We start from the raw sequence: 25,750 nt of genomic DNA, 5'->3' as shown, positions 1-25,750 counted from the left end.
ACCGCCCGCGCGCCATCCACGGCTTCTACCCCCCGATCGCCGTCTACCAGGCCATGCTGGAGAAGGTCACCCAAACCAGCCACTCCCTTCAGTGATTCCACCGTTGCACTTGGTGCTTGATACCGCCATAGATCAACGCGGGCATTCCCTCACTCGGTCCATGCCGCCATCCCTGGTGGCGCGCCCAGCACGCTGGACGACGAACGGGAACGCAGGGGCGTCGGGCGCCCCTGCGCATCGACGGTCACCATCTCAAAGCGCCCTTGTAATGCCTCGGGCGCTTGGGTACCAGGCGCCGCGTCCAGGCGCACGCTCACGCGCACGGTCAGCGACGTGCGCCCGATGCGCACCACCTGGGCATCGATATGAATCAGCGAACCCACTGGAACCGGGCGCTGGAACACGATGTCCGATGCCGCAGCCATCACCACGGCTTGACCGGTGAATCTGGCGGCCACCGCGTAGGCTGCCTTGCCCAGCATGGCCAAGCCCTCGGCGCCGAACAACGTACCGTAGTGATTGGCCTGGCCAGGGCGCACCAACTCGGTTTGGCGCAACCGGTCCAGCGGCGGCCAAGCAGTAGCCGCGACATCCGCGGCGTGGGCCTGCACCGATGCCCCGGTGAGCGGTGTGGCGGAAACTTCGGAGTCGTGCGGCTTCATGATTCGCAATCTTTGCGCATCAACCAACCGCCCACAACCCCTAAAATGGCGAAAGATAGCGAGTCAGCGACCACGCTTTTTGCAAATTTTGCGAATACGACCCATGGGACGCAAGATATTTTTAGGGGCACGGCTGCGCCGCCTGCGCAGCGAACGCGGCTGGACCCAGGTGGCCATGGCGCGCGCTCTGGGTCTGTCGCCAAGCTACCTGAACCAACTAGAGAAGAATCAACGCCCCCTGACGGTGCCGGTGCTGTTGCGTATCAGTCGGGTGCTGGGGGTGGATGTCCAGCAACTGTCGGACGATGAGCAAGCGCGCCTCGTAGCCGCCACGCAACTCGCATTGGCTGAGGCACCGGAGCCGGTCTCCCTACCCGAAGTACGGGAGCTGGTCGAACGCTTGCCCACGGTAGCGCGCGCCATCGTTGCCTTGGGGCGGCAAAAACAGGTTCAGCATCAGCAACTGGAAGCATTGACCCTGCGCCTCGGCGACGATCGCGTCAGCGAAACCGGTATCGCTCCTTTCGAGAAGGTGCGGGATTTCTTCTACGCCCACCGCAACCATTTCGATGCCCTCGACCGGGCCGCCGAACACTGGGCCGCGCTTGCCGCAAGCACTTCGGATCGGGTGCCTTGGTTGGTGCAGCAACTCCAGCAGCTCGGTGTTCACGTCGTTTTGCACACCGAGGACGCGCAGCACAAACGCCGCTTCGATGCCGCCTCTCGCACCTTGTGGCTGTCGGCAACGCTGGCTCCGGCCCAACAGGCGTTTCAGCTGGCCACCCAGTGGGCACTGTTGGCTTTTGGCAATCTGATCGACGAGGCCATCGATGATGCGGCGTTACGGGCCGATCCCGCCGCACTGCGGCTGGCGCGCATCGGCTTGGCCAACTACTTCGCAGGGGCGTGGCTACTCCCCTATCGGGCTTTCTTGCACGAAGCACACGCTCAGCGACACGACATCGACGTGCTGGCACAGCGCTTCGGCGTCGGCTTCGAGACCGTGTGCCACCGCCTGAGCACGCTGCAACGCGCCGACTCACCGGGGGTGCCCTTTTTCTTCATCCGGGTCGATCGTGCCGGCAACATCTCCAAACGTCAGTCCGCTACGCATTTTCACTTTAGCCGCACCGGTGGCACCTGCCCGCTGTGGTGCGTGTACGACGCCTTCGAGCGACCGGGCCGCATCGTGCGCCAGCTGGCGCGCATGCCCGATGGGCGCACCTACTTCTGGATTGCCCGCACCGTCACCCGCGGGCCGGCGGGCTTTGGTTTGCCACGCCAAACGTTTGCCGTCGGCTTGGGGTGCGACTGGCAACACGCTGCCCAGTTGGTTTATGCCCGCGACCTCAATTTGCAAACACCGGAAGTCGTCGTTCCGATTGGGATGGGCTGCAAGGTGTGCGAGCGCCCGGCTTGCCCACAGCGCGCCTTTCCGTACGTCGGCAAGCCACTGGACATCGATGAAAACGTAAGCCGTTTCGCGCCTTATGGCGCCAAGGCGTCTGCTCAGCCGGATGCATCCGGCCATCCCTCGGCGTTGCGAGCCGAGGGCTGACGCGCCATCTGGATAAAACCGCGCACGTAGTCGATCGTCAGGTCGGCCTGCCGCACGCCCAGAAAAATCCGTTTGGGCAGCCCCTGCGCGCCCAGGCGCACGGCGCGCACGCCAAGGCGGTCTTGGTACGCCTCCACCAGCCAGCGCGGCAGTGCCGTCACGCCACGCCCGGCTGCCACCGTGTGCAGCAAAATATCGGTGGTCTCGATGGTTTTGTGCCGCTTTGGCCGCACGCCAGCGGGCAGCAAAAACAGCGCGAAAATGTCCAGGCGATCGACGCTGACCGGGTAGGTGAAGAGCGTCTCATCGGCCAGATCGTGCGGACGCACGTAAGGCTTGTCAGCCAGCCGATGCTGGGCAGCCACCACCAACACCTGCTCGTAGTCGAACACCGGCTCCCAGTGCAAACCTGCGCGCGGAACGGGGTCGGGTGTCACCAGCAGGTCGATTTCGTGATCCAACAGCGCCCCCAAGCCACCGAACTGAAATTTTTGCCGCACGTCCACGTCCACGTCGGGCCACGCCGCCAAATAGGGGCGGACCACCCCCAAGAGCCACTGGTAGCACGGATGGCATTCCATGCCGATGCGCAGCGCGCCGCGCTCGCCTTGCGCGTATTGGCGCAGGCGCTGCTCGGCCTGCTCCAACTGAGGCAAGACCCGCTGGGCCACCCCCAACAAAAACTGCCCCGCCTGCGTCAGCCGCAAACGGCGCCCCTCGCGTTGCCATAAAGCGACGCCGAGCTGCTCTTCGAGCTTGTGAATCGCATGGCTGAGCGCCGATTGTGTCAAGCACAGCGCGTCGGCCGCCGCAGTCAGCGACCCACGGGTTTGAACCTCACGCAGGATCGACAGGTGGATACGTTGCAGCACAAATGATGAACTCAATTCATGAATATGTGATAAAAGACCATTTTACTTCACATGAAAGCGTCTCCAGAATCGCTGCTCGTCAACATTCACCGGAGGTTTTGCATGATCACCACCCACAATTTGGGTTACCCACGCATGGGCGCGCAGCGCGAGTTGAAATTTGCGCTGGAGGCGTACTGGCGCGGCGACAGCACCTTGGAAGCGCTGCGCGAGACGGGCGCGATGCTGCGCGCGCGCCATTGGGCCGATCAGGCTGGGCTCGATTGGGCTCCCGTGGGCGATTTTTCGTTCTATGACCACGTGCTCGACACCAGCGCCTGGCTGGGTCACTGGCCGCGTCGGGTGCAGGACTGGGCGGGTGACCCGCTGGACAAGTTGTTTCGGGTGGCGCGCGGGCGCACCGCGCCGCAGGCGGAGCGTCAAGGCGGTGCCCCGGGCGTGGCCGCCGCCGAAATGACCAAATGGTTCGACACCAACTACCACTACATCGTGCCCGAATTCGACGCCGACACCACGTTCACCCTGAACGCTGAACCCCTGCTGGCGCAGTGGCAGCAGGCGCAAGCCTTGGGCGTGCGCGGCAAGCCGGTGCTGCTGGGCCCCGTCACGTATCTGGCCCTGGGCAAAGCCAAAGACGGTTCCGACCCACTGGCGCTGCTGCCGCGTCTGCTGCCAGCCTATGCCCAATGCCTGGAGCGACTGGCGGCGGCCGGCGCCACCTGGGTGCAAATCGACGAGCCCCTGCTCGTGACCGATGTGGACGAGCGCTGGCAACATGCCTATAACCTGGCCTACCACCAGCTCAAAGCCTGCCGCGTCCAGATCCTGCTGGCCACTTACTTCGGAGCCCTGCAAGACAACGCTTACCTCGCAGTCAACTTGCCCGTCGCAGGGCTGCACATCGACGCCGTGCGCGGCCGCGATGATGTCGCCGCGGTCCTCAACCTGCTGCCGGCGCACAAGGTGCTGTCGCTGGGCGTCATCGACGGACGCAACATCTGGGCTACCGACCTCAACGCCGCCCTGGACTGGCTGGAGCCGATCGCCGAGCGGCTGGGCGAGCGGCTTTGGCTGGCGCCCTCGTGCTCGTTGTTGCACGTGCCGGTGGACCTGCGCCTTGAGGACGACATCGACCCCGAAGTGCGCCCGTGGCTGGCTTTCGCGCGCCAAAAGATGGACGAGCTATGTATACTGGCGCAAGCCCTCAACCATGGGCGGCAAACGGTGCGCGATGCTCTGCAAGCCAATGCCGCTGCCTTGGCCGCGCGCCGCAGCTCGCCGCGCGTCACCCAGCCAGCGGTGCGCACGGCGCTGGCCAACCTCACCCCCGAGATGCAGCGCCGCCAGCAGCCCTACCCAGTGCGCGCGCAGGCGCAACGCCAACGCCTGGGTCTGCCGCTGTTGCCCACCACCACCATCGGCTCCTTCCCCCAGACGGCTGAAATACGCCATGCCCGCGCCGAGTACAAGGCGGGGCGTCTGGATACGGCCGCCTACGAGGCCGCGATGAAGCGCGAAATCGAGCGCGCCGTGCGCGAGCAAGAGGCCCTGGGCATCGACGTGCTGGTCCACGGCGAGGCCGAGCGCAACGACATGGTCGAGTACTTCGGCGAACAGCTCGAAGGCTACGTTTTTAGCCGCCACGGTTGGGTGCAATCGTACGGTTCGCGCTGCGTCAAGCCGCCTATCTTGTTTGGCGACGTGCGCCGCCCGCACCCGATGACGGTGCAGTGGATCACCTACGCCCAGTCGCTGACCAAGCGCCCGATGAAAGGCATGCTCACCGGGCCGGTGACGATGCTGAACTGGTCGTTCGTGCGCGACGATCAGCCACGCGAGCAAACCTGCCGGCAGTTGGCGCTCGCGATCCGTGAGGAGGTGCTCGACCTCGAGCGCGCCGGCATCGCCGTCATCCAGATCGACGAACCGGCGCTGCGTGAAGGATTGCCCCTGCGCCGGGCCGAGCGGGCTGCCTACCTGCAGTGGGCGGTGGCGTGTTTTCAAATCGCGGCCAACGGCGTACGTGACGACACCCAAATCCACACCCACATGTGCTACTCCGAATTCAACGACATCATCGACAGCATCGCGGCGCTCGATGCGGACGTCATCACCATCGAAACCTCGCGCTCGGACATGGAGCTGCTGCAAGCTTTCGAGCATTTCGACTACCCGAACGAAATCGGCCCGGGCGTGTACGACATTCACTCGCCCAACATCCCAACGCGCCACGCCATCGAAGCGCTGCTGCGCAAAGCCGCCGAGCGCATTCCCATCGATCGGTTGTGGGTCAACCCGGACTGCGGGCTCAAGACCCGCCAGTGGTCAGAAGTCATTCCGGCACTGCGCGAGATGGTGGCGGCTGCACAGGCGCTGCGAGCGCAGGAGGCGCCCAACGGGCAGCGTTGATCGCCCAGACCATTGAGGTCTGGCGTTCTATTTTCCAGACGCGGGGCTGGCGGCGCATCGCCCCCCGCTACGACCGGAGGCCGGGCCAAATGAAGCCCCCTTTCAAGGGCTGCCACGCCGCAGCAGCTGCAGCACACTGGAAAAATCCAGCCCGCCGCGTCCGGCGGCGCTGTTGAGGGCGTAGAGATTGCGCGCCAGTTCGCCCAGTGGGGTGATCGCCCCCACGTTTAGCCCCGCTTCGACGGCCAGACCTAGGTCTTTGAGCATCAAGTCATTGGCAAATCCGCCTTGGTAGCCCCGTGTCGCTGGCGCCGCTTCAAGGACTCCTGGCCAGGGGTTGCACACTTCCGTGGCCCAACTGCGCCCAGTGCTGACCGCCATCATTTGTGACAACGCCTTGGGATCGAGTCCATGGGCGGCTCCCAGCGCCAGCGCTTCGGCCGTCACCGCCATGATGACGCCCAGCGCCATGTTGTTGCACAGTTTGGCCACCTGTCCGGCACCGTTGCGCCCCATGTGAAAAATGTGTTTGCCCATGCATTGCAACACCGGTCGGGCGCGCTCCAGGGCTGCCGCGTCGCCGCCGACGATGAAGGTGAGCGTGCCCGCCTGGGCACCGGCCACGCCGCCCGAAACCGGCGCATCGAGCATCGCCAGACCGCGTGCTGCCGCCGCTTGCGCGACCCGCTGGGCGCTGGCCGGCGCAATCGTGCTGCAATCGAGTATCAATGTGCCAGGCGGTAGCCTGTTCAACAAACCGGGGGCATCATCATCGCCCAGGTAAAGGCGTTCGACGTGTCGGCTGGCTGGCAGCATCGAAATCACCACCTGCGCGTCGGCCAGGACCTCTTCCGCACTCGCGGCGACAGGTAAGCCGGCACCCCGCGCAGCCGAACAGGCTGCTTCACTGGGGTCGAACCCACGCACAGCCAGACCCGCACGGTGCAGGTTGAGCGCCATCGGGCCGCCCATGTGGCCCAGGCCAAAAAAGGCAACGCGTGTGGTTTCAGTCATGGTGATCTCCTTTCGTACGCGAGGCAAGGAACGGCATCCCAAATCAGGGGTGCCGGGCGTCAGGTCAAGTCAGCCAAAGGGTGCGGCCCGGTGTGCCATGGCCGCAGGTGCGCGTCGATCCATTCGGGTGTGACGGCGTCGATCGTTTGCGGCTGCCAGCGGGGACAGCGGTCTTTGTCCACCAGCAAAGCACGCACGCCTTCAGCGAAGTCTGGATACATACAACAGCCCACGGACGCTTGCCACTCCAGCCGAAACACGTCCGCCAGCGAAAGGTGTTTGGCCCGCCGCTGCATTTCCCAGCCCAGAGCGGCCGACGTGGGCGAGCCGGCAGCGAAGGTCCGCGCAGCCTGCGCCAGCCATGGATCGGGATCGTTGGTCAACGCCAGCAAGTGACGCGCACGAACAAGCCAATCGTCCTGCGCCATCACATCGGCCAGTCGCTGCGCGTGCGCGAGCAGACGCGACGGTGGCCACTGGTTACGGTGCTCGGCTTTGTGGTCGAACCCGTGCAGCAAGGCACTCAAGCGTCTGCGGTCGGTGGCAGCATCGCCACTCCAGTGGGCGCGAATCACGGCTTCCAGTACCCCGTCACGGCTATCAGGCGGCAAAATCCAATCGGCCAGTCCGGCCAGCCGCGCGTCGGTGGCATTCAGTGGCGCCCCAGTAGCAGACAAAAACGCGCCCAGTCCGGCAGGCAGCCGTCCGAGCAGCCAGCTGCCACCCACGTCTGGGTACAGGCCGATCGAGACCTCTGGCATGGCCAAGCGGGCGTCGGTGGTGACCACCCGATGCGATGCACCTGCCATCAGACCGATGCCGCCGCCCATCACATGGCCATGTGCCCAGCACAACACGGGCTTGGGATACGTGTGAATGAGGTAGTCGAGCCGATACTCGCGCTCGAAAAACGCCGCCGCCAGCGCCGGCACTTGTCCGGCGAGCGTCGCGCGGATGTCATGGTACAGCGCCACCACGTCGCCCCCGGCGCAAAACGCTTTAGGGCCTGCCCCGTCCAACCAAATGCCCGCGACGTCGGGATCCGCGGCCCACGCACGCAGGCGCTCGGCGATGGCATCAACCATGGACAGTGCCAGCGCGTTCAAGCTTTTCGGCGCGTTGAGCGTGATGCGCTCGAACCTGCGTCCGCTGGCGGTGTGTAGCGTAGTAAACACCACGTCTGCAGTGCACAGCGGCGCACTCATGCGTCACTCCATTGCGGTGAACGCTTGTCCAAGAAGGCGCGCACGCCCTCGGCCCGGTCGGCTCCGTCGAACAAGGCCACGAATGCCTCGCGCTCGGCAGGCAGCGTGTGCCGCGGCGGCAGCCCACGGGCCGCTTGGATCAGGCGTTTGCAAGCCCGCACCGCGGCTGGGCTCTGCCGCAGCACCCGCTGCGCCCACTCCAGCGCGGTACTCAACCCTTGGCCACGCGGCACCACCGCATCGACCAGGCCTATGCGTTGCGCGGTCTCGGCGTCGAGCCGCTCGCCCAACAAAATCAGCCGCTTGGCCCAGCTTTCTCCCACCATCCATGCCAGCCACTGGGTACCGCCCGCGCACGGCAGCAGGCCCACGCTGGCCTCTGGCAGAGCCATGACGGCGTGGGCCTCGGCAATGCGAAAATCGCACGCCAGCGCACACTCCAGCCCACCGCCCATGGCATAGCCGTTGATGGCGGCGATGGTGACGCCAGGAAAATCGGCCAGGGCTTCGAACGCCTGCCCAAAACGGGCCGCCATCGTGGCGGCGACCGCTTTGTCGGCGCCGTCATCGTGGGGCGTGAATTGCCTCAAGTCGGCGCCAGCGCTGAAAAACTTGTCGCCCTCACCGATGAGCACCAGCGCACGAACGCTGCGATCTTCGCGCAAGTCACTGACCACTTGCGCCAAAGCGGCCAAGCTTTCGGGCGTCCACGTGTGAGCGGGCGGGTTGGACAGGGTGATGACTGCGGTGGCGCCTTGGCGTTGCACACGCAGCCCTGGGTAATGCGATGCGTTCATGCAGTGGGCTCCAGAATGGCGGGGGATTGCAAGAGGTGGCGTGCAACGATCACGCGCATGATTTCATTGGTGCCTTCGACGATTTGGTGCACGCGCGCATCGCGCAGCAGACGCTCCAGCGGAAAATCGCGCGTGCAGCCATAGCCGCCATGCAACTGCAGGGCCTGATTGCACACCTCGAACCCCACATCGGTGGCCAAGCGCTTGGCCATGGCGCAGTACATCGTGGCATCGGGCGCCCCCTCATCAAGCTTGGCGGCAGCCTGCCGCACCACCAGGCGGGCCGCGTGCAGCGCCGTGGCCATGTCAGCCAAACGAAACTGCAAGGCCTGTTGACTCGCCAGCGGGCGACCGAACTGGCTGCGCTGCTGCACGTAGTTTTGTGCCGCCAGCCACGCCGCATAGGCTGCACCCAATGAGCAGGCCGCGATGTTTACCCGTCCACCGTCGAGACCTTGTAGAGCGATGCGAAACCCATGCCCCTCGGCACCCAGGCGATGGTTCTCGGGTACGAGTACATCTTCGAAGGCGATGGCGCGCGTGGGCTGGCTGTTCCAACCCAGCTTGCGCTCCTTGGGGCCAAAATGGATGCCTGGGCTGTCGGCAGGCACCAGGAACGCCGAGATCCCGTCTGCGCCCGGACCGCCGGTGCGCGCCATCACCACCAACACGTCCGACGCCCCCGCCCCTGAAATAAACATCTTACTGCCGCTCAGGCAGTAGTTGCTGCCGCTGCGGCGGGCCTGGGTGCGCAAGGCCGCCGCGTCTGAACCCGCGTCGGGCTCGGTCAGGCAGTAGGAGGCCAATGCCTGCCCGCTCGCCAAGCGCGGCACCCACTGCTGGGCCACGGCGGGCTGTGCATGGCGGGCCACGATGGCCGTAGCCATGTTGTGTATCGAGAGGTAAGCCGCCGTGGAGGGACAGGCAGTGGCCAAAGCCTCAAACACCAAGGTGGCGTCCAACCTCGACAGCCCCACCCCGCCCAGCGCCTCATCCGCGTACAAGCCACAAAAACCGAGCTGGCCGGCGCGCTCGATGGCGTCACGGGGAAAGTGGCCCTGCTCATCCCATTTGGCTGCGTGCGGCGCCCACTCCCGACTGGCGAAGTCATGGGCGCTTTGCCAGATGGCACGCTGCTCTTCGCTCAACCCGAAGTCCATGGCCTGACTCTCAACGCAAACGAATCGTGGTGTTGACGCCACTGGAGACATCGTCATCGAACCAGCGCGCGGTCACGGTTTTGGTCTGGGTGTAAAACAGCACCGCTTGTTTGCCGTAGGGCCCCAAGTCGCCCAGCTTTGAGGCGCGTGTGCCCGTGAACGAAAACATCGGTGCAGGCACCGGAATGGGCACATTGATGCCGACTTGTCCCACGTCGATGTCCAACTCGAATCGCCGCGCAGCCGCACCCGACTGCGTGAAAATGGCCGTTCCGTTGCCGTTGGGGTTGGCGTTGACGATGGCGATGGCCTCATCGAGCGAATCGGCGGCCATGATGCACAGCACCGGACCGAAGATCTCCTGCTCGTAGATCGCCATGCCAGGACGAACGCCGGAAAAAATCGTCGGCCCGATGAAATTGCCCTCGGCGGCATGACCGGGCAAGGCCGGCAGCCGGCCATCCAGCTCCAGCGTTGCCCCCTCCTCCACGCCCTGAGCGATCAGCGCCTCGATGCGTTGACGGGCCTTGCGTGTGATTACCGGCCCCAAGTCAGGGTTGTCCTGGCCGGGGCCCACGCGCAGGGTGCGTGCCTTGGCCACGATGTCCGCAATCCAGCGCTGGGCCTCACCGACCAGCACCACCACCGACACCGCCATGCAGCGCTGCCCCGCCGCGCCGAAGGCGGCCCCCACCAGTGCGTCGATGGTGGGCTGCTTGCGGGCATCGGGCAACACGACGGCGTGGTTTTTGGCTCCCATCATGCATTGCACTCGCTTGCCCGCCAGCGAGGCACGCTGATATACCTGTCGTCCCACCGCCGTAGAACCCACAAAGGAAATCGCTTTGATGGCCGGGTGATCACACAGCGCATTGACCACCTCTGCGCCACCGTGCACCACATTGAGCACCCCCTTGGGGATCCCGGCCTGAGCGGCCAATCGCACCAGCTCCATCGTCACCATCGGATCCTGCTCCGAAGGCTTGAGCACGAAGGTGTTGCCGCAAACGATGGCCATGGGAAACATCCATAGCGGAATCATGGCCGGGAAGTTGAATGGTGTGATGCCGGCACACACCCCAAGCGGCTGCAAACGGGTATAGGTGTCGACGCCGTTGGCCACGTTTTCGGCCAGCTCGCCCAACTGCAAATTGCCGATGGCTGCCGCGTGCTCCACCACTTCCAAGCCGCGGAAGACGTCGCCCTCGGCGTCTGCCAGGGTCTTGCCCTGCTCCGCCGTCAGCGTGGCGGCCAACGCGGGCAAATGCTCACGAATCAACTGCTGATAGCGTAAAAAGAGGCGCGCGCGCGCCGATGGGCGTCTTGCGCCAAGTACTGAACGCTGCCTGCGCCGCCGCCACCTGCACCTCATCGGGGGTGGCCATGGGCACGCGCGCCAGCACCGCTTGCGTCGCCGGATTGACCACCTCACTGTACTCGGCACTGCGCGACGCGACGAACTCGCCATCGATGAACAAGGGAATATCAACCGGATGGTTACTCATCGAGTGTCTCCTCACAGCAAAGGACGTGCTGACACAGCGCGACCCGTTGTTAGATAATCTATACGCATGTTTCACAATATCTGCCAACCTCATGATGTGAAAAGGTTAAGCAGAAAATTTTTCCGCAAAAGAATGAGCGTATTTGCAAACTTTGTGAAATGACCGAGGCCCGCAAACTGTTCGTCGGCGCACGTGTGCGACACCTGCGCGAGCAGGCCGGCTGGACGCTGCAGCAACTCGCCCAGCGCCTGGATCTGTCGCTGAGCTACCTCAGCCAAATCGAAAACAACCAGCGGCCCGTCACTGCCTCGGTTCTGCTGAAGCTGGCGGCCACCTTCGGCACGGAAGTCACCCAGTTTTCCGAGGAACACGACCGGCGCCTCATCGCTGAGCTGGACTGCGCGCTGCACGACCGCACGCTGCGCCCGCAGCCACTGCAACCAGCCACGCTGGCCCGTCTGGTCGAACAAGCGCCCGAGTTGGTTGAGACCTTCCTCGTCCTGTATCAGCGCTACCAGCGCCTGCACGAGGCTTACGGCGAGGTCATCGACCGGTTCTATGGGCAACAGGGCTACATTGCGCCGGCCGCCGAACCCGCCCGCGCTCCCGTTCCATGGCCGCACGAAGAAGTGCGTGATCACTTCAATCGTCGCAACAACTACCTGGACAAGCTTGATCGATTGGGAGAAGATTTTGCGAAAGAGTTGGCTCTGAAACCCGGCCAACGTAGCAATGCACTATGCCAAGCACTTCAGGAGCGCTGCAACGTACGCGTCGAATTTTTATCCGCGCACAGCGATGGCCTGTGGTTGCGAGAATATGACGAAGCGCGTCGCGTTCTAAGAATATGGCCAGGCTTGAGCGACGCCCAACAAGCCTTTCAAATCGCCACACAATTTGCGCTGCTGGCTCATGCGGAAACGATAGAGAGCGAAGTGGAAGCTGGCGGCTTTTCAGATGACGCGACACGGGCCCTTGCAAGACAGGGCTTCGCTCACTACTTTGCAGGGGCTGTGATTCTACCTTACACCGAGTTCTTGGAGTCTGCACGGAACGCTCGCTACGATATCGAACGATTGCAGCTTCTTTTTCACGTGAGTTTCGAAACGGTGTGTCATCGATTATCCACGCTCCAGCGACCGGGAGCGCGGGGGGTTCCCTTTTATTTCGTACGCGTAGACCAAGCCGGTAATATCTCCAAGCGCCAAAGTGCGACTGCCTTTCACTTTGCCCGCCATGGCGGCGCGTGCCCGCTATGGCATATACACGACGCTTTTGCGCAGCCGGGCCGGATCCTCACCCAGGTGGCGGAAATGCCCGATGGCACCCGCTTCTTTGGCATCGCCCGCACCACCTCGCGTGGTGGCGGTGGTTACCGCAGCCAACGTAAATGGTTCGCCATCGGACTGGGCTGCGAGCTGTCACACGCCAGAGAGCTGGTTTATGCCGATGGATTGGACCTCAACTGTCCACACACCGTGGTTCCGATAGGCCCCGGTTGCCGCGTCTGCCCTCGCACAGATTGTGTTCAAAGAGCATTTCCGCCGGCAGACAGAAAACTATTGAACACACCCCACCAAGAGTCGCTCATATCATATCGCTTTGCAGACCATTAGCAGTCTGCAAGACACGAATCACCAAAATCGACTTCATGAGCAAGGCGGGTACGATAGCGGCAATCTTGGCATGCTTCACAATAAGCCAGACAACCGTTGATCGATAAGCCACCCTTTACCATCGTGTTTTGTGGTACGACGCGCGTATCCGCCGGATAAACGAAATGTTCCAACAGTATGCATCGATACGCGGTTTGCACCAGCCGAGTGATTCGCGTACCCAATATGCAGTCGAATCGCTTCAATTTATTGCGCGAGTTGGCGCACGCGCCACGCCGCCGCTGTGGCGCCCACGGCCACCAGCGTGGCGACCACGAACACCGCGCGCAGACCGTAGGCGCTGCTGACCCAGCCCCCCAGCGCTCCGGCCACCACGCCCGAGAGCCCGTACCCGATGAGCGAATACATCGCCTGCCCGCGGGCGCGCAGCGGCCCGGCAAAGTGGCGGCTGATGAAGCTGATGCAGGCGGTGTGGTGGGCGGCGAAGGTCAGCGCATGCAAGAGTTGCGCGGCCACCAACACCGCCAACCACTGTGCCGCCCAAGCCGTGGCGGCCAGCCGCACGCTGGCCAGCGCCGCCGCCAGCGCCAGCCAGCCGGGCAGCGACAGCCGATCGACGAAGCGGCCCTGGGTGAAAAACCACAGTACCTCCACCGCTACGCCAGCGGCCCACAGCGCGCCGATCACCCGCTTGCCGTAGCCCAGCGCATCCAGGTAAAGCGAAAAAAAGATGTAGATGAAGACGTGCGCCAGTACGTGTAAAAACAGGGCGACGAAAAACCACGCCACCAGCGGCCGGCGCAGCACCGAGCGCAGGGGAACGACGGATGCAGATGCGTGCGGCGCGTCGCGCCAGCGCGGCATGGCCCACGCCGCCAGCAACACCAGCACCAGGGTGGCGTTGGCCCAAAAGGGAAAACTGCCTAGGCCGTGGCGTTCGAACCAGGCACCCGCCAGCACCACGGTCAGCAAAAAACCCAAGGAGCCCCACAGCCGCACGCGTCCGTAGCGCTGGGCGTCGAAACCGCCGCTGGCACTGACGGCATGAGCCAATGCCGTCTCGGACAACGGCATCATGGCGCTGGTGTGCGTGAACAAGAGCGACAGCACCAGCGGTAGCCACCACGGCTGCGGTGCCCCCCATAAACCCAAGGACACCACCAGCGCCACCCCCGCGCACCGGCGCAACCAGCGCACCGGATCGCCGCTGCGATCGCTCAACCACCCCCACAGGTAGGGCGCGAATACGCGTGTGGCCGACTGCAACGCGGTCAGCATGCCGATGGCCCACAAACCGTAGCCAAGCGACTGCAGCCAAAGCGGCAGGTAGGGGTTGAAAAAACCGATATGCGCGAAATACCCCGCCGACAGCGCCGCAAACGGCCACAGTCTGCAGTCCGCCACCGTCTCGGCGCGGGCAGCGGCTGCGCCCGTCATGGCGACGGCGTGTTCGTCCGTCCGTCGGTAGGTGCCTGCGCCGCGACGGGCCCTGGGGTGACCCGCACGTCGCCACACTGAGCGCGGTGGCGCAGGGCATGATCCATCAGCACCAGCGCCAGCAATGCCTCGGTAATGGGTACGGCGCGGATGCCGACGCAGGGGTCATGACGGCCTTTGGTGATGACCTCGGTCGGCTCGCCGGCAGTATCGATGGAAGGTCGCGGCACCAAAATCGAGCTGGTCGGCTTGATGGCCACGGTGACGACGATATCCTGGCCGGTGCTGATACCACCCAAGACGCCGCCGGCGTGGTTGGACAGAAAGCCGTGGGGGGTGATGGCGTCGCCGTGCTCGCTGCCGCGCTGCGTCACGCAGGCAAAGCCGTCGCCAATTTCCACCCCCTTGACGGCGTTGAGCCCCATCATGGCGTGGGCGATGTCGGCGTCGAGCCGGTCGTAAATCGGCGCGCCCAGCCCGGCGGGCACCCCTTGTGCCACCACGCGCAGCTTGGCCCCCACCGAGTCCCCGGCTTTACGGATCGCGCTCAAGTACGACTCCAGGCCCGAGACATCGGCCGTCGGCGCGAAAAACGGGTTGGCATCGACGTGCGCCCAGTCTTCGAACGGCACCTCGACGGTGCCGATTTGCAGCAGCGCGCCGCGAATGACGGTGCCGTACTGCTCGCGCAGCCATTTGCGCGCCACGGCACCGGCCGCGACGGTGGGAGCGGTCAGGCGCGCGGAGGAACGCCCCCCGCCGCGCGGATCGCGGATACCGTACTTGTGCCAGTAGGCATAGTCGGCGTGTCCCGGCCGAAAGGTTTGCGCAATGTCACCGTAGTCCTGGCTGCGCTGATCGGTGTTGGCAATGAGCAGCGCAATCGGCGTGCCAGTGGTGCGCCCCTGGTACACACCGCTCAAAATCTGCACCCGGTCGGCTTCTTGCCGCTGGGTGACGAATTTGCTGCTGCCGGGGCGGCGCCGGTCGAGCTCGGGCTGGATGTCGGCCTCGGACAGCACCAGCCCCGGTGGACAGCCATCGATCACGCAACCGATGGCCGGTCCGTGCGATTCGCCGAAGTTGGTGACACGAAACAAGGTGCCCAGGGTGTTGCCGCTCATGACGGCATTATCCCAGAGGGGAGGCGTTGCTGGTCAGCGACGCGGACGACTGTGCCGCGGCCGGTGCCTGCATCGCCAACGCGAGCAGGGCGGCCTTGGTCGCTTGCTGCAAACCACGGCGCAGCGCACTGGCGGCACGCAGCGCCGCGTCCATGGCGTCGATATCCAGTTGGCCGCTGGCTCCGGCGCGCAGCAGCGCCGCTTTGAGCACGGCGTAGGCATCCTCGGCCTCGGTGGCAGCGAGCTGCACGGACTCGGGGGTGCCGTTGGCGGCCTGGGTCTCGTCGATCAGGGCCAGCGCACGTTTGCCGAACGCGGCCAGCTCCAACTGCGGCAACCCCGGCGGTGGCGCCTCCCAGGGCTGCAGGGCTTCGGCCACTTCGTCGGCCTGCTCCACCGCCACCTCGGCATACCGGGCCATGCGCAGCAGCAGTGGCAAGCGGTCAGCCACCTCGCGCGACAGTGCCGAGCGCTGCAGCTCGACGACGAACGCTGCCACGGCGCGCTGCAGGGCGTGCGCCACCGCGCGGTCGTGGGCCAGCGTGGCGCGCACCGCCTGCGCTGGCGCTGCGGCACCGCCGGCACGCAATGGCGGCAAGTCGAACACGCCGCGCAGTGCGCGCGCCGCATACGCACGCAAGCGCTGCAGCTCGGCGTGCAATGCATCCAGCGCGAGGGTGGGTACGGCCAACACGGTGGGGTCGAGGTGGCGCGGGCGCGCCTCGTCCTCCTCCGCACTGCGAAAACGCGTCTGCAACCAAGCCCCCAGGCGATCGGCCAGCGGCCACATCAATACCACCCCCATCAGGTTGAAGGTGGTGTGAAACAGCGCCACCGTCAGCGCGGGAGCCTCGCCCAGCCCCAGCCAGCGCTTGGCCTCCAAGATCAGCTGCACCAGCCACGGCAGCAGTGCCAGCGCCACCGCGCCGGTGAGAACGTTGAACAGCACATGGGCGGCCGCCGCACGGCGGGCGTTGGCGGTGGCCCCCAGCGCGGCCAGCACCGCCGTCACCGTGGTGCCGATGTTGGCGCCGATGACCACGGCAGCCGCCCCCGGCGCCGAAATCAGACCGGCTTGCGCGGCACTGAGCGCCACCGTCAGAGATGCGCTCGAGCTTTGCATCAGCACCGTCAGCACCAACCCGATGAGCAGCTGGGCCAGCACAGCCGTCCAGTGCCCGCCCGGCGGCAGCTCGATTTGCCGCGCCACGCCGTCGAAAGCGTGCTTGAGCCAATCGATACCCAGAAACAGCAAACCAAACCCCGCCAAGGCCCAGCCCAATGCCGCGCGGCGTGTGCCCTGACCGCTCAGGCGCAGAAGGACACCCACCCCCACCAAGGGTAGCGCCAAGGCGTCGATCTTGAACCCGAACCCCAGCAGCGCGACGATCCAACCGGTCATCGTGGTGCCGACGTTGGCGCCAAACAGCACCCACAGAGCCTGCCCCAGCGCCAGCAGACCGGCGTTGACGAAACCGATCGTGGCCACCGTCACCGCGCTGGAGGACTGCACCAACGCGGTCACCAGCACGCCGGCGGCCAGTCCCCGCCAGCGCGTGCGCGTGGAGGCCGCCAAAAGTCGCTCCAAGGCCGGACCGGCGGCCATCCGCAGGCCGTCGGTCATCAATTCCATGCCCAGGAGAAACAGGCCGACGCCGCCCAGCAGGCCGACGACGAGGGCCGTCTCGTTCACCGCGGCGCGCTCGCGTTGTCGCCACCGGTGGCAGAGGTGGCCGCAGCGCCGTCGTCCTCGGGCCAATCACGGATGTAGGCCTTGAGCATCTTGTTCTCGAAGCTCTGCATTTCCACCACGGCTTTGGCCACGTCATAAAAGCTGATCACGCCCATGAGCACGCGGTTGTCCATCACCGGCATGTAGCGCGTGTGGCGCTCCAGCATCATCGGGCGCACCTCGTCGAGCTCGGTCTCGGGGGTGCAGGTCATCGGATGATCGTCCATCACCGAGCGCACCGTCACCTCGCCCACCGTGCCGCCGTTGCGCGCGATGCTGCCAATGACTTCGCGAAAGGTCAGCATACCCACCAGCTCACCGTACTCCATGACGGCCAGCGAGCCGATGTCGAACTGGGCCATCGTTTCGACGGCGCGCTTGAGTGGCTCATCGGGTGACACGGTGTAGAGCGTGCCGCCTTTGACGCGCAAAATGTCACGGACTTTCATGGTGCGCTGCCTCCTGTTGTCGCGCGGGCGCCGCCCGCGGGGTCTGTGTGGCGCTAATATAGACCACAACACGAGGAGACACCATGCCCGGTTACGCCGATCCCGGCTTCGACACGCTGGCGCTGCACGCGGGTGCCGCCCCCGACCCCGCCACCGGGGCGCGCGCCGTTCCCATCCACCTGACCACGTCGTTCGTGTTCGAGTCGAGCGACCAAGCCGCCGCGCTGTTCAATCTGGAGCGCGCCGGGCATGTCTACAGCCGCATCAGTAACCCCACCAACGCCGTTCTGGAGCAGCGCATCGCGGCGCTGGAAGGCGGCATCGCTGGCATCGCCACCGCCAGCGGGCAGGCTGCGTTGCACTTGGCCATCGTCACGCTGATGGGCGCCGGTGGCCACATCGTCGCCTCCAGCGCTCTGTACGGCGGCAGCCACAACCTGCTGCACCACACGCTGCGCCGCTTTGGCATCGAAACCACCTTCGTGCCCGCGGGCGATCTGGACGCCTGGCGTGCCGCGGTGCGGCCCGAAACCCGCTTGTTTTTTGGGGAAACGGTCGGCAACCCCGGCCTGGACGTGCTCGACATCCCGGCGGTGGCCGACATCGCCCACGCCGCCGGCGTGCCGCTGCTGGTGGATTCGACGCTGACCACACCTTGGCTGATCCAGCCGCTTGCGCTCGGCGCCGACCTGGTGTATCACTCCGCCACCAAATTTCTCAGTGGCCACGGCACCGTCATCGGCGGCGTATTGGTCGACGGCGGCCGCTTCGACTGGGAGGCGGCGCATGCACGCGATGGGCGCTTCGCCGAGCTGACCGAGCCTTACGCTGGCTTTCATGGCATGGTGTTCAGCGAGGAATCGACCGTGGGGGCCTTCACCCTGCGCGCACGCCGCGAGGGGCTGCGCGACTTCGGCGCCTGCATGAGCCCGCACACCGCCTGGCTGATCCTGCAGGGCATCGAGACGCTGCCGCTGCGGATGGCCCGCCACGTCGCCAACACCGCGCGCGTAGTCGAATTTTTGGCGGTGCACCCGCTGGTGGCGCGCGTGCACCACCCCGCGCTGCCGGACCACCCCAGCCACGCTCTGGCCCAACGCCTGTTGCCGCGCGGCGCCGGCAGCGTTTTTAGCTTCGACCTCAAAGGGGGGCGCGCGCAGGGACGCGCCTTCATCGAAGCGCTCAAGCTGTTCAGCCATCTGGCCAACGTGGGCGACTGCCGCAGCCTGGTCATCCACCCGGCTAGCACCACGCACTTTCGCATGAGCGACGAGGCCTTGGCCGCCGCGGGCATCGGGCCCGGCACCATCCGCCTGTCCATCGGCCTGGAAGACCCGGACGATCTGATCGACGATCTGAAACGCGCGCTCAGGGCGGCGGAGAAGGCCGCCGATAGCCCCCGTCCCCCGGACGCACCCAGTGCCGCCGCGCCAGCGGCGCGCGGACAATGACCCCCGGGAGCAACCCCATGTACATCGACGTCGACGGCGCCCCTTTGTATGCGTACACCGGGGGCAAAGCATTCGAGCCGGGCCGCCCGACCGTGGTGTTCATCCATGGCGTGCTCAACGACCACAGCGTGTGGATCCTGCAGAGCCGCTACTTCGCGCACCATGGCTTCAACGTACTGGCCATCGACCTGCCCGGTCATGGCCGCAGCGGCGGCGACGCCCCGGCCAGCGTGGAAGACGCCACCCGCACCGTCATCCGCCTGCTCGACCGCATGGGCCTGGAGGGCGCCGCGCTGGTGGGCCACAGTTTTGGCTCGCTGATCGCACTGCAGGCCGCCGCCACCGCGCCCGAGCGGGTGTGGGCCCTGGGGTTGGTTGGTACCGCCTACCCGATGCGGGTGTCGCCCGTGCTGCTGGAGGCGTCGCTGCACACCCCCGACAAGGCCATCGCCATGGTCAACACTTACAGCCACTCGACCCTGGCGCCGCCGCCGTCGGTGCTGGGACCAGGCACCTGGTTGTATGGAGCGTCGCGGGCGCTGATGCAACGTGTGCTGGCCAGCAACGCGCAGGTGAATGTGTTTCACCGCGGTTTTCTGGCCTGCGACCGCTACCAGGGGGGTGAGGCAGCCGCGCGGGCGCTGCGCTGTCCGGTGCAATTCATCCTGGGGGCACGCGACCAAATGACGCCGCCCAAAGCGGCCCAACCACTCATCGACGGGGCGCGCGCCGCCGGCGTTGCGGTGGACGTGGTCCAGCTGCCGGCCGGTCACGCGCTGATGGCCGAAGCCCCCGACGGGGTGCTGCAAGCGCTGCAGCGCGGACTGCAGCCGCTGCGGGTTTGAGCAAGCGGCGATCAACCCCGACGCCAGACGACCCACCACTGCCATGGGCGCTCCGATCGTCACCACCGCATCGATCACACCGCCGATGACGCGCGAGCGCGCCGAAGCCATCGCCGCCGAATTCGACCTGCGCCGCCTGCCACCGGACTTTCTGGCCAACCCCTATCCCGTCTATGCCGTGTTGCGCGAACGCGACCCGGTGCGCACCATGCCGGACGGCAGCTGGTTCCTCACCCGACATGCCGATTTGGTGGCCGTCTACCGCGATGCAGCCACTTTCAGTTCTGACAAGCACGTCGAGTTCGCGCCCAAGTACGGCACCGCCTCGCCGCTGTACGAACACCACACCACCAGCCTCGTCTTCAATGACCCGCCGCTGCACACCCGGGTGCGGCAGCTCATCATGGGGGCATTGACGCGACGCGCCATCGCCGAGTTGGAGCCGGGTTTGGTGGCGCTGGTGGACGGCCTGCTCGACCGCCTTGCCGCGCGCGGTGGCGGCGATCTGATCGAGGATTTCGCCGCCGCCATTCCGGTGGAGATCATCGGCAACCTGCTGGGTGTGCCGCACGACGAGCGCGGTCCGCTGCGTGGCTGGTCGCTGGCCATCCTGGGGGCACTGGAGCCGGTGCTCACGCCGACGCAGCAAGCCGCCGGCGAAGCGGCGGTGCGCGAGATGCTGGACTATCTGCGCGGACTCGTTGCCGACCGGCGCCGCCACCCGCTCGACCCGCAGCGCGACGTGCTGACACGGCTGATCCAGGGCGAGCGCGACGGTCAGCGCCTGACCGAAACCGAGCTGCTGCACAACTGCATCTTTTTGCTCAACGCCGGCCACGAAACCACCACCAACCTCATCGGCAACGCCCTGGTGTGTCTGCACGAGTGGCCGCAGGAGAAAGCGCGGCTGCTGCAGCGGCTGCATGAGGTACGTGCCGAACCACAACGGCAAGACGAGATTCCGGCCGCCGTCGAGGAGTTCCTGCGCTTCGAGTCGTCCAACCAGCTCGGCAATCGGCGTGCGCTGCGCGACACCGAAGTCGGCGGGGTGCGGCTGCCAGCGGGAGCGCTGGTGACGTTGTGCATCGGTGCGGCCAACCGCGATCCGGCCGTCTTCGCCGACCCCGAGCGGTTGGACCTGGACCGCCGCGACAACCGCCATCTGGCCTTCGGCTTCGGGGTGCATCAATGCGCGGGCCTGAGCTTGGCGCGCTTGGAGGGCCGCGTCGCCATCGGGCGCTTCTTGGCACGGTTTCCAAACTATGTCCTGAGCGCACCCCCCGTGCGCGGCGGGCGGGCGCGTTTTCGAGGGTTTTTGCGCGCCCCGTTCCGCGTTTGAAGCGGGGGTGAGGTGCTGGCCATCCCACCCGAGCCCAACCCGGCCGGACACGGCTCGGGGCCAAGCCGTTCGGCGCGGCAAGCCGGGTTGGTCGCTGCTTTCATCGGGCCATATCGACAGCGCTTCGGCCCGGTCCGGCCGTGTCCAGGCGCGCACTCGCCATGGGCAGCTCGGGCAATACCGTCGCCACCGGGGTACGCTCCCAGTCGAACACCTGCCACATCGGCTCGGTGGACGGCTCGCGCGCCAACAGCAGCGCCCGCGCCAGTCCCGCCACCGGCTGCTGATGCAGGTCCACCAACAGCACCCAGCGCCCCTCGTCGTCGCTGAGCTGGCCCACCCAACCCAGTGCCTGCAAGGCGCGCAAGGGCTCTTCCAACTGCAGCGGATCGACCCGCAAGGCACGCGCCATTTTCGCCACTGGTAATCCGGGCAGCGTCTGCCGAGCGGCTTGACGCAGCAGCGCCAGCACCTCCAGCGCCAGCTGAAATGGCCAGCCGGGCGTGTCGCCACGGCGGGCAATGCCAGCCAGCAGGCTGGGCAAATACGCCACGATCACCGCCCCCAACAGCACGATCAACCACAGCAAATAAAGCCAGATCAGCAAAATGGGCAAGGTCGCGAAGGCGCCGTAGACCGCCGAGTAAGTGGGCACGGTGCGTAAATACCACCCCAGCGCCTGCTGGGCCGCCTCGAACGCCACCGACACGAACAGCGCGCCCACCAGCGCATGGCGGGTGCGCACCGGCGCATTGGGCACGTAGCGGTACAGCGCCGTCATGCCCGCCACGACGGCGCCAAACCCCAGCGCATCCAGCGCCAGCTGCAGGCCGTCGTGCCACAGCGGCAACCAGCCGCGCGCGGCCGACAGCGCGTACGAACTCGCGCTCAAGGCCACTGCCAGCACCACGGGCCCCAGCGTCAACAACGCCCAATAGATCAACACCCGCTGCGCCAGCGGACGGCGCCGCCGCACGCGCCAGATATCGTTGAGCTGGCGGTCAATCGTCAGCACCAGCGCCAGCGCCGTGGCCAGCAGCACCAGCGCCCCGCTCCAGCCAATCTGCGCCGCCTTGGCCGAAAACTGCCACACATATTTCGACACCTGGCGCGCGATGTGATCGGGCACCAGACTGTCGATCATCCAGCGCTGCAGTCGGGCCTCCACCTGCCCGAAGGCGGGAAAGGCCGCAAACACCGCCAGCGCCACCGTCAAAAGCGGCACCAGCGAAATGAAGGTGGTGAAGGCCAGACTGCCGGCAGCCAAGGCCAGCCGGTCGTGCGCGAAACGTTCGCGCAGCGTCACGTAGGTGTTACGCCAGGGAAAATCGCGCCATCGAGCCCACAGGCGGCGTGGCAAAGCGTTCATGTCGCTATCATGCCAGCTCATGCACGATTCGTCCGCTCCCGCTGCCGCGCCGAGTAGGCCAGTGGCCAGCCCATCGGCTGTGCGGCTGGCCCATTACACGCGTGCGCTGGCGGTGGGCTGTCTGCTGGTGCTCATCGCCCTGGGCCTGGCGTGGGAGCTGTGGCTGGCGCCGCTGCGGCCCGGCGGCTCGTGGTGGGCGCTGAAGGTACTGCCCCTGACGCTGCCGCTGCCGGGACTGCTGCGGCAGCGGATGTACACCTACCGCTGGCTGAGCCTGCTGGTGTGGTTGTATTTCACCGAAGGCGTGGTGCGCGCCACCAGCGAAGCGGGCTTGTCGGCCACGCTGGCCTGGGCGCAGGTGGCACTGTGCCTGGGCCTGTTCACCGCCAGCGCCTTGCATGTGCGACTGCGCCTGCACCACGCACGCCGCCTCGGCGCGGACGCCACCCCCGACTGACCTGAGTATGGAAAGCGACGCCTTGCTGGACGCCTTGCGGGCTGCCGTCGGTCCGGCCCACGTACTGACGGCTGCCGACGGCGCCGACCTCGTGGCTTACGAGCAAGACTGGCGGCGGCGCCACCGTGGCCGCGCCCGCTGCGTGGTGCGTCCCGCCAACACGGCCGAAGTGGCCGCCGTGGTGCGCCTGTGCGCTGCCCATGACGTCCCGATCGTGCCACAAGGGGGCAACACCGGCTTGGTGGTGGGTGGTGTACCCAACGCTTCCGGCACCCAGGTGGTGCTGAGTCTGCAGCGCTTGAACCGTGTGCGCGCGCTCGACGTCGATAACCTGACCCTGACGGTGGAGGCCGGCTGTGTGCTGCAGGCCGCGCAGCAAGCGGCCCAGGCCGCCGGGCTGTGGCTGCCGCTGAGCCTGGCGTCGGAGGGCAGCTGCACCATCGGCGGCAATTTGGCCACCAACGCTGGCGGCACCCAAGTGCTGCGCTTTGGCAACGCGCGTGATCTGTGTCTGGGCCTGGAGGTGGTCACGGCCGACGCCCAGATCTGGGACGGCTTGAGCGCGCTGCGCAAGGACAACACCGGCTATGACCTGCGACACCTGTTCATTGGCAGCGAAGGCACGCTGGGCATCATCACCGCCGCCGTGCTCAAGCTCTTTCCCCAGCCGGCTGCGCGCCTGACCGCTTGGGCCTCCGTGCCGTCGCTGGCAGCCGCCGTGGCGCTGTTGGGTCTGGCGCAGCAGGCGTTGGGGCCGGCGCTCACCGGCTTCGAAGCCATGAATGCGTTCGCCATGCAGCTGGTGGCGCGGCACTTCCCGGCGCTGCGCCCGCCTTTGCCCGACGCCGCCCCCTACGCGGTGTTGCTCGAGGTCAGCGACAGCGAAAGTGAGGCACACGCCCGTGAGCGGCTGCACGCCACACTGGCCGACGCCATCGCGCGCGGCAGCGTGCTGGACGCCGTGGTTGCCCAGTCGCTTGCGCAAGCGCAAGCGCTGTGGCACATCCGCGAAAGCATCCCCCTGGCGCAAGCACAAGAGGGACTCAACATCAAGCACGACATCAGCGTGCCGGTGTCGCGCATCCCGGCCTTTTGCGCCGAAGCCGAGGCCCTGCTGCAGCAGGCGGTGCCCGGCGCACGTTTGGTCAACTTTGGCCATCTGGGCGACGGCAATTTGCACTTCAACGTGCAATGTCCGCCGGGCGCCGACCCTGCCGCCTTTTTGGCCGCGCACGAGGCGGCCATCAACACCCTGGTGTTCGACACCGTGCGGCGCTACGGCGGCTCGATCAGTGCCGAGCACGGCATCGGCGGCCTCAAGGCCGACCTGTTGCCGCGCTACAAGGACGCGGTGGCGTTGGACCTGATGCGCCGCCTCAAACAGGCCCTGGATCCGCGCGGTCTGCTCAACCCCGGACGGGTGCTGACTGCTGGCGGATAATCCCATGCCATGAGCAGCACCCGGCCCATCCGCACCCAATACGAGGATTTTTTGCGCCACGTGTTCGAACACGGCGCGCCCAAGTCGGACCGTACCGGCACCGGCACGCGCAGCGTGTTCGGCTATCAGATGCGCTTCGATCTCGCCGAGGGGTTTCCGCTCGTCACGACCAAGAAACTGCACGTCAAGTCGATCGTGTACGAGCTGCTGTGGTTTTTGCGCGGGGATCGCAACGTGCGTTGGCTGCAGGAGCGCGGCGTGACTATTTGGGACGAGTGGGCGCGCGCCGACGGTGACCTGGGCCCCATCTACGGCGTGCAGTGGCGCGCATGGCCTACCCCCGATGGGCGCCACATCGACCAGATCAGCGAGGTCTTGCACCTGCTGCGCACCCAGCCCGACTCGCGTCGCATGGTGGTCAGCGCCTGGAACGTGGCCGACCTGCCTCAGATGGCGCTGGCTCCCTGCCACGCGCTGTTTCAGTTCTACGTGGCGGGTGGTCGGCTGTCGTGCCAACTCTACCAGCGCAGCGCCGACTGTTTCTTGGGCGTGCCGTTCAACATCGCCAGCTACGCGCTGCTGACGCACATGGTGGCGCAGCAGTGCGATCTGCAGCCCGGTGAGTTCATCTGGACCGGCGGCGACTGCCACATCTACGACAACCACGTCGAGCAGGTGCGGCTGCAGCTGTCGCGCGCACCCTACCCTTACCCGCAGCTGCACATCCGCCGCCGGCCACCCACCCTGTTCGACTACGAATTCGACGATTTCGAATTCCGGGACTACCAGCACCACCCCGCCATCAAGGCGCCGGTGGCGGTGTGAGCGCGGCCTCGATGCTCTCGCGCACCCAAGCCCTGGCGCTGGCCGCGCTGACGCTCATGTGGGGCGTCAACTGGCCGGTGATGAAACTGTCGCTGCAGGAGCTCTCGCCGCTGTTTTTCCGCGCCGTCACCATGACCGGTGGAGCCCTGTGGTTGTATGCGTTTTACCGCTGGCGTGGCGTGCGGCTGCGCCCGCGGCGCAGCGAATGGCGCTCCATCGTCACCCTGGCGATACCGAACATGCTGGGCTGGCACACGCTGGCCATCTTAGTTGTGTGCGTCAAGTTGTGCAAATTGGTGATCAGGTAATTGGTTGATCCTGTTTGCGCTGTCGTTGTCGCGGAGGGCGTAGCCCGGAGCGATGACGACAGCGCGCGGCCGCTTCAGGCGGCCAGTCTCAACGCCTCCTTTTTCTGCTCCGAAAGGAGCGTCATGTTCAGGTAACGGCTGTCCTCCAGCCAGGTCTCGTGCGTCTCGACGCACA

Annotated in this window: 21 protein-coding genes and 1 pseudogene; 10 read left to right on the top strand and 12 right to left on the bottom strand. The window is 66.0% G+C overall.

Annotation, left to right across the window (positions count from 1 at the left end; genetic code table 11):
- Positions 1-149 precede the first annotated feature (149 nt).
- A complete protein-coding gene (locus tag Tchar_RS11410) occupies positions 150-662 on the bottom strand; it encodes an acyl-CoA thioesterase (protein ID WP_144329134.1) in 513 nt (170 codons plus the stop codon).
- Positions 663-765: 103 nt separating this feature from the next.
- Here Tchar_RS11410 and Tchar_RS11405 point away from each other — a divergent pair, with 103 nt between their 5' ends.
- Positions 766-2,220 (top strand): short-chain fatty acyl-CoA regulator family protein, encoded by a 1,455-nt coding sequence (locus Tchar_RS11405; RefSeq protein ID WP_144329133.1) that lies wholly within the window; start codon positions 766-768, stop codon positions 2,218-2,220.
- Here the strand turns inward: Tchar_RS11405 and Tchar_RS11400 are convergent.
- Positions 2,172-3,092 (bottom strand): LysR family transcriptional regulator, encoded by a 921-nt coding sequence (locus Tchar_RS11400; RefSeq protein WP_144329137.1) that lies wholly within the window; start codon positions 3,090-3,092, stop codon positions 2,172-2,174. The genes Tchar_RS11405 and Tchar_RS11400 overlap by 49 nt on opposite strands.
- A gap of 102 nt (positions 3,093-3,194) precedes the next feature.
- On the opposite strand from Tchar_RS11400, the gene metE reads away from it, so the two are divergent.
- Complete coding sequence (gene metE, locus Tchar_RS11395) at positions 3,195-5,501, top strand: 5-methyltetrahydropteroyltriglutamate--homocysteine S-methyltransferase (RefSeq protein ID WP_144329132.1); 2,307 nt, start codon at positions 3,195-3,197, stop codon at positions 5,499-5,501.
- Positions 5,502-5,603: 102 nt separating this feature from the next.
- Here the strand turns inward: metE and mmsB are convergent, their stop codons facing one another.
- The 5 genes and pseudogenes from mmsB to Tchar_RS11370 all read right to left on the bottom strand — a co-directional run bounded on the left by mmsB (position 5,604) and on the right by Tchar_RS11370 (position 11,182).
- Positions 5,604-6,515, bottom strand: a complete 912-nt coding sequence (gene mmsB, locus Tchar_RS11390; RefSeq protein ID WP_144329131.1) for a 3-hydroxyisobutyrate dehydrogenase — start codon at positions 6,513-6,515, stop codon at positions 5,604-5,606.
- Between the two features lie 59 nt (positions 6,516-6,574).
- Positions 6,575-7,720 (bottom strand): enoyl-CoA hydratase/isomerase family protein, encoded by a 1,146-nt coding sequence (locus Tchar_RS11385; protein WP_201739361.1) that lies wholly within the window; start codon positions 7,718-7,720, stop codon positions 6,575-6,577.
- The gene (locus tag Tchar_RS11380; protein WP_144329130.1) at positions 7,717-8,517 is read right to left on the bottom strand and encodes an enoyl-CoA hydratase; all 801 of its coding nucleotides are present in this window, start codon (positions 8,515-8,517) and stop codon (positions 7,717-7,719) included. The genes Tchar_RS11385 and Tchar_RS11380 overlap by 4 nt, the downstream gene beginning before the upstream one ends.
- On the bottom strand, positions 8,514-9,677 hold the full coding sequence (locus Tchar_RS11375) for an acyl-CoA dehydrogenase family protein (RefSeq protein ID WP_144329129.1): 1,164 nt from the start codon (positions 9,675-9,677) through the stop codon (positions 8,514-8,516). Before Tchar_RS11375 ends, Tchar_RS11380 begins: the two co-directional genes overlap by 4 nt.
- 10 nt (positions 9,678-9,687) lie before the next feature.
- A pseudogene (locus Tchar_RS11370) lies at positions 9,688-11,182 on the bottom strand (CoA-acylating methylmalonate-semialdehyde dehydrogenase).
- A 158-nt stretch (positions 11,183-11,340) separates the two neighbouring features.
- Between Tchar_RS11370 and Tchar_RS11365 the strand changes: the two are divergent.
- Positions 11,341-12,798: a helix-turn-helix domain-containing protein gene (locus tag Tchar_RS11365; protein WP_144329128.1), complete on the top strand. Its 1,458-nt coding sequence runs from the start codon at positions 11,341-11,343 to the stop codon at positions 12,796-12,798.
- 246 nt (positions 12,799-13,044) lie between these two features.
- Here the strand turns inward: Tchar_RS11365 and Tchar_RS11360 are convergent, their stop codons facing one another.
- From Tchar_RS11360 to Tchar_RS11345, 4 genes are read right to left on the bottom strand one after another with little or no spacing between them, the layout of a single operon-like run.
- Positions 13,045-14,235 carry an MFS transporter gene (locus Tchar_RS11360; protein WP_144329127.1) on the bottom strand — a complete coding sequence of 397 codons (1,191 nt, stop codon included), beginning with the start codon at positions 14,233-14,235 and terminating at the stop codon, positions 13,045-13,047.
- Positions 14,232-15,359: a chorismate synthase gene (gene aroC, locus Tchar_RS11355; protein ID WP_144329126.1), complete on the bottom strand. Its 1,128-nt coding sequence runs from the start codon at positions 15,357-15,359 to the stop codon at positions 14,232-14,234. Before aroC ends, Tchar_RS11360 begins: the two co-directional genes overlap by 4 nt.
- 7 nt (positions 15,360-15,366) lie before the next feature.
- The gene (locus tag Tchar_RS11350) at positions 15,367-17,052 is read right to left on the bottom strand and encodes a Na/Pi cotransporter family protein (protein ID WP_144329125.1); all 1,686 of its coding nucleotides are present in this window, start codon (positions 17,050-17,052) and stop codon (positions 15,367-15,369) included.
- Positions 17,049-17,540, bottom strand: coding sequence for a CBS domain-containing protein (locus tag Tchar_RS11345; RefSeq protein WP_144329124.1), 492 nt, complete (start codon positions 17,538-17,540; stop codon positions 17,049-17,051). The genes Tchar_RS11350 and Tchar_RS11345 overlap by 4 nt, the downstream gene beginning before the upstream one ends.
- An 83-nt stretch (positions 17,541-17,623) precedes the next feature.
- On the opposite strand from Tchar_RS11345, the gene Tchar_RS11340 reads away from it, so the two are divergent.
- From Tchar_RS11340 to Tchar_RS11330, 3 genes are read left to right on the top strand one after another with little or no spacing between them, the layout of a single operon-like run.
- Positions 17,624-18,991, top strand: coding sequence for an O-acetylhomoserine aminocarboxypropyltransferase (locus tag Tchar_RS11340; protein WP_144329123.1), 1,368 nt, complete (start codon positions 17,624-17,626; stop codon positions 18,989-18,991).
- 17 nt (positions 18,992-19,008) lie between these two features.
- Positions 19,009-19,836: an alpha/beta fold hydrolase gene (locus Tchar_RS11335; protein ID WP_144329122.1), complete on the top strand. Its 828-nt coding sequence runs from the start codon at positions 19,009-19,011 to the stop codon at positions 19,834-19,836.
- Between the two features lie 43 nt (positions 19,837-19,879).
- A complete protein-coding gene (locus Tchar_RS11330; protein ID WP_408033596.1) occupies positions 19,880-21,175 on the top strand; it encodes a cytochrome P450 in 1,296 nt (431 codons plus the stop codon).
- Positions 21,176-21,275: 100 nt separating this feature from the next.
- On the opposite strand, the gene Tchar_RS11325 is transcribed toward Tchar_RS11330, so the two are convergent.
- Positions 21,276-22,544, bottom strand: a complete 1,269-nt coding sequence (locus tag Tchar_RS11325; protein WP_144329121.1) for a YihY family inner membrane protein — start codon at positions 22,542-22,544, stop codon at positions 21,276-21,278.
- 19 nt (positions 22,545-22,563) lie between these two features.
- Here Tchar_RS11325 and Tchar_RS11320 point away from each other — a divergent pair, with 19 nt between their 5' ends.
- Genes Tchar_RS11320 through Tchar_RS11305 form a run of 4 tightly spaced genes read left to right on the top strand, consistent with a single transcriptional unit; the run spans position 22,564 to position 25,575 of the window.
- On the top strand, positions 22,564-23,001 hold the full coding sequence (locus Tchar_RS11320; RefSeq protein ID WP_144329120.1) for a DUF2069 domain-containing protein: 438 nt from the start codon (positions 22,564-22,566) through the stop codon (positions 22,999-23,001).
- A 7-nt stretch (positions 23,002-23,008) separates the two neighbouring features.
- Positions 23,009-24,442, top strand: a complete 1,434-nt coding sequence (locus tag Tchar_RS11315) for an FAD-binding oxidoreductase (RefSeq protein WP_144329119.1) — start codon at positions 23,009-23,011, stop codon at positions 24,440-24,442.
- A 9-nt stretch (positions 24,443-24,451) separates the two neighbouring features.
- On the top strand, positions 24,452-25,267 hold the full coding sequence (locus tag Tchar_RS11310) for a thymidylate synthase (protein WP_144329118.1): 816 nt from the start codon (positions 24,452-24,454) through the stop codon (positions 25,265-25,267).
- An 11-nt stretch (positions 25,268-25,278) separates the two neighbouring features.
- Positions 25,279-25,575: an EamA family transporter gene (locus tag Tchar_RS11305; protein ID WP_144329117.1), complete on the top strand. Its 297-nt coding sequence runs from the start codon at positions 25,279-25,281 to the stop codon at positions 25,573-25,575.
- Positions 25,576-25,750 lie beyond the last annotated feature (175 nt).

Source organism: Tepidimonas charontis, from assembly GCF_007556685.1.
GTDB lineage: Bacteria > Pseudomonadota > Gammaproteobacteria > Burkholderiales > Burkholderiaceae_C > Tepidimonas > Tepidimonas charontis.
Note: the sequence above shows the minus strand (reverse complement) of the source record. Positions and strands in the feature narration are given on the sequence as shown.

What these genes read in the sequence shown, in the direction of transcription:
- Tchar_RS11410 (WP_144329134.1), bottom strand. Translation starts at nt 662, where the DNA reads ATGAAGCCGCACGACTCCGAAGTTTCCGCCACACCGCTCACCGGGGCA.
- Tchar_RS11405 (WP_144329133.1), top strand. Translation starts at nt 766, where the DNA reads ATGGGACGCAAGATATTTTTAGGGGCACGGCTGCGCCGCCTGCGCAGC.
- metE (WP_144329132.1), top strand. Translation starts at nt 3,195, where the DNA reads ATGATCACCACCCACAATTTGGGTTACCCACGCATGGGCGCGCAGCGC.
- mmsB (WP_144329131.1), bottom strand. Translation starts at nt 6,515, where the DNA reads ATGACTGAAACCACACGCGTTGCCTTTTTTGGCCTGGGCCACATGGGC.
- Tchar_RS11385 (WP_201739361.1), bottom strand. Translation starts at nt 7,720, where the DNA reads ATGAGTGCGCCGCTGTGCACTGCAGACGTGGTGTTTACTACGCTACAC.
- Tchar_RS11380 (WP_144329130.1), bottom strand. Translation starts at nt 8,517, where the DNA reads ATGAACGCATCGCATTACCCAGGGCTGCGTGTGCAACGCCAAGGCGCC.
- Tchar_RS11375 (WP_144329129.1), bottom strand. Translation starts at nt 9,677, where the DNA reads ATGGACTTCGGGTTGAGCGAAGAGCAGCGTGCCATCTGGCAAAGCGCC.
- Tchar_RS11365 (WP_144329128.1), top strand. Translation starts at nt 11,341, where the DNA reads ATGACCGAGGCCCGCAAACTGTTCGTCGGCGCACGTGTGCGACACCTG.
- Tchar_RS11360 (WP_144329127.1), bottom strand. Translation starts at nt 14,235, where the DNA reads ATGACGGGCGCAGCCGCTGCCCGCGCCGAGACGGTGGCGGACTGCAGA.
- aroC (WP_144329126.1), bottom strand. Translation starts at nt 15,359, where the DNA reads ATGAGCGGCAACACCCTGGGCACCTTGTTTCGTGTCACCAACTTCGGC.
- Tchar_RS11345 (WP_144329124.1), bottom strand. Translation starts at nt 17,540, where the DNA reads ATGAAAGTCCGTGACATTTTGCGCGTCAAAGGCGGCACGCTCTACACC.
- Tchar_RS11340 (WP_144329123.1), top strand. Translation starts at nt 17,624, where the DNA reads ATGCCCGGTTACGCCGATCCCGGCTTCGACACGCTGGCGCTGCACGCG.
- Tchar_RS11335 (WP_144329122.1), top strand. Translation starts at nt 19,009, where the DNA reads ATGTACATCGACGTCGACGGCGCCCCTTTGTATGCGTACACCGGGGGC.
- Tchar_RS11330 (WP_408033596.1), top strand. Translation starts at nt 19,880, where the DNA reads ATGGGCGCTCCGATCGTCACCACCGCATCGATCACACCGCCGATGACG.
- Tchar_RS11325 (WP_144329121.1), bottom strand. Translation starts at nt 22,544, where the DNA reads ATGAACGCTTTGCCACGCCGCCTGTGGGCTCGATGGCGCGATTTTCCC.
- Tchar_RS11320 (WP_144329120.1), top strand. Translation starts at nt 22,564, where the DNA reads ATGCACGATTCGTCCGCTCCCGCTGCCGCGCCGAGTAGGCCAGTGGCC.
- Tchar_RS11315 (WP_144329119.1), top strand. Translation starts at nt 23,009, where the DNA reads ATGGAAAGCGACGCCTTGCTGGACGCCTTGCGGGCTGCCGTCGGTCCG.
- Tchar_RS11310 (WP_144329118.1), top strand. Translation starts at nt 24,452, where the DNA reads ATGAGCAGCACCCGGCCCATCCGCACCCAATACGAGGATTTTTTGCGC.
- Tchar_RS11305 (WP_144329117.1), top strand. Translation starts at nt 25,279, where the DNA reads ATGCTCTCGCGCACCCAAGCCCTGGCGCTGGCCGCGCTGACGCTCATG.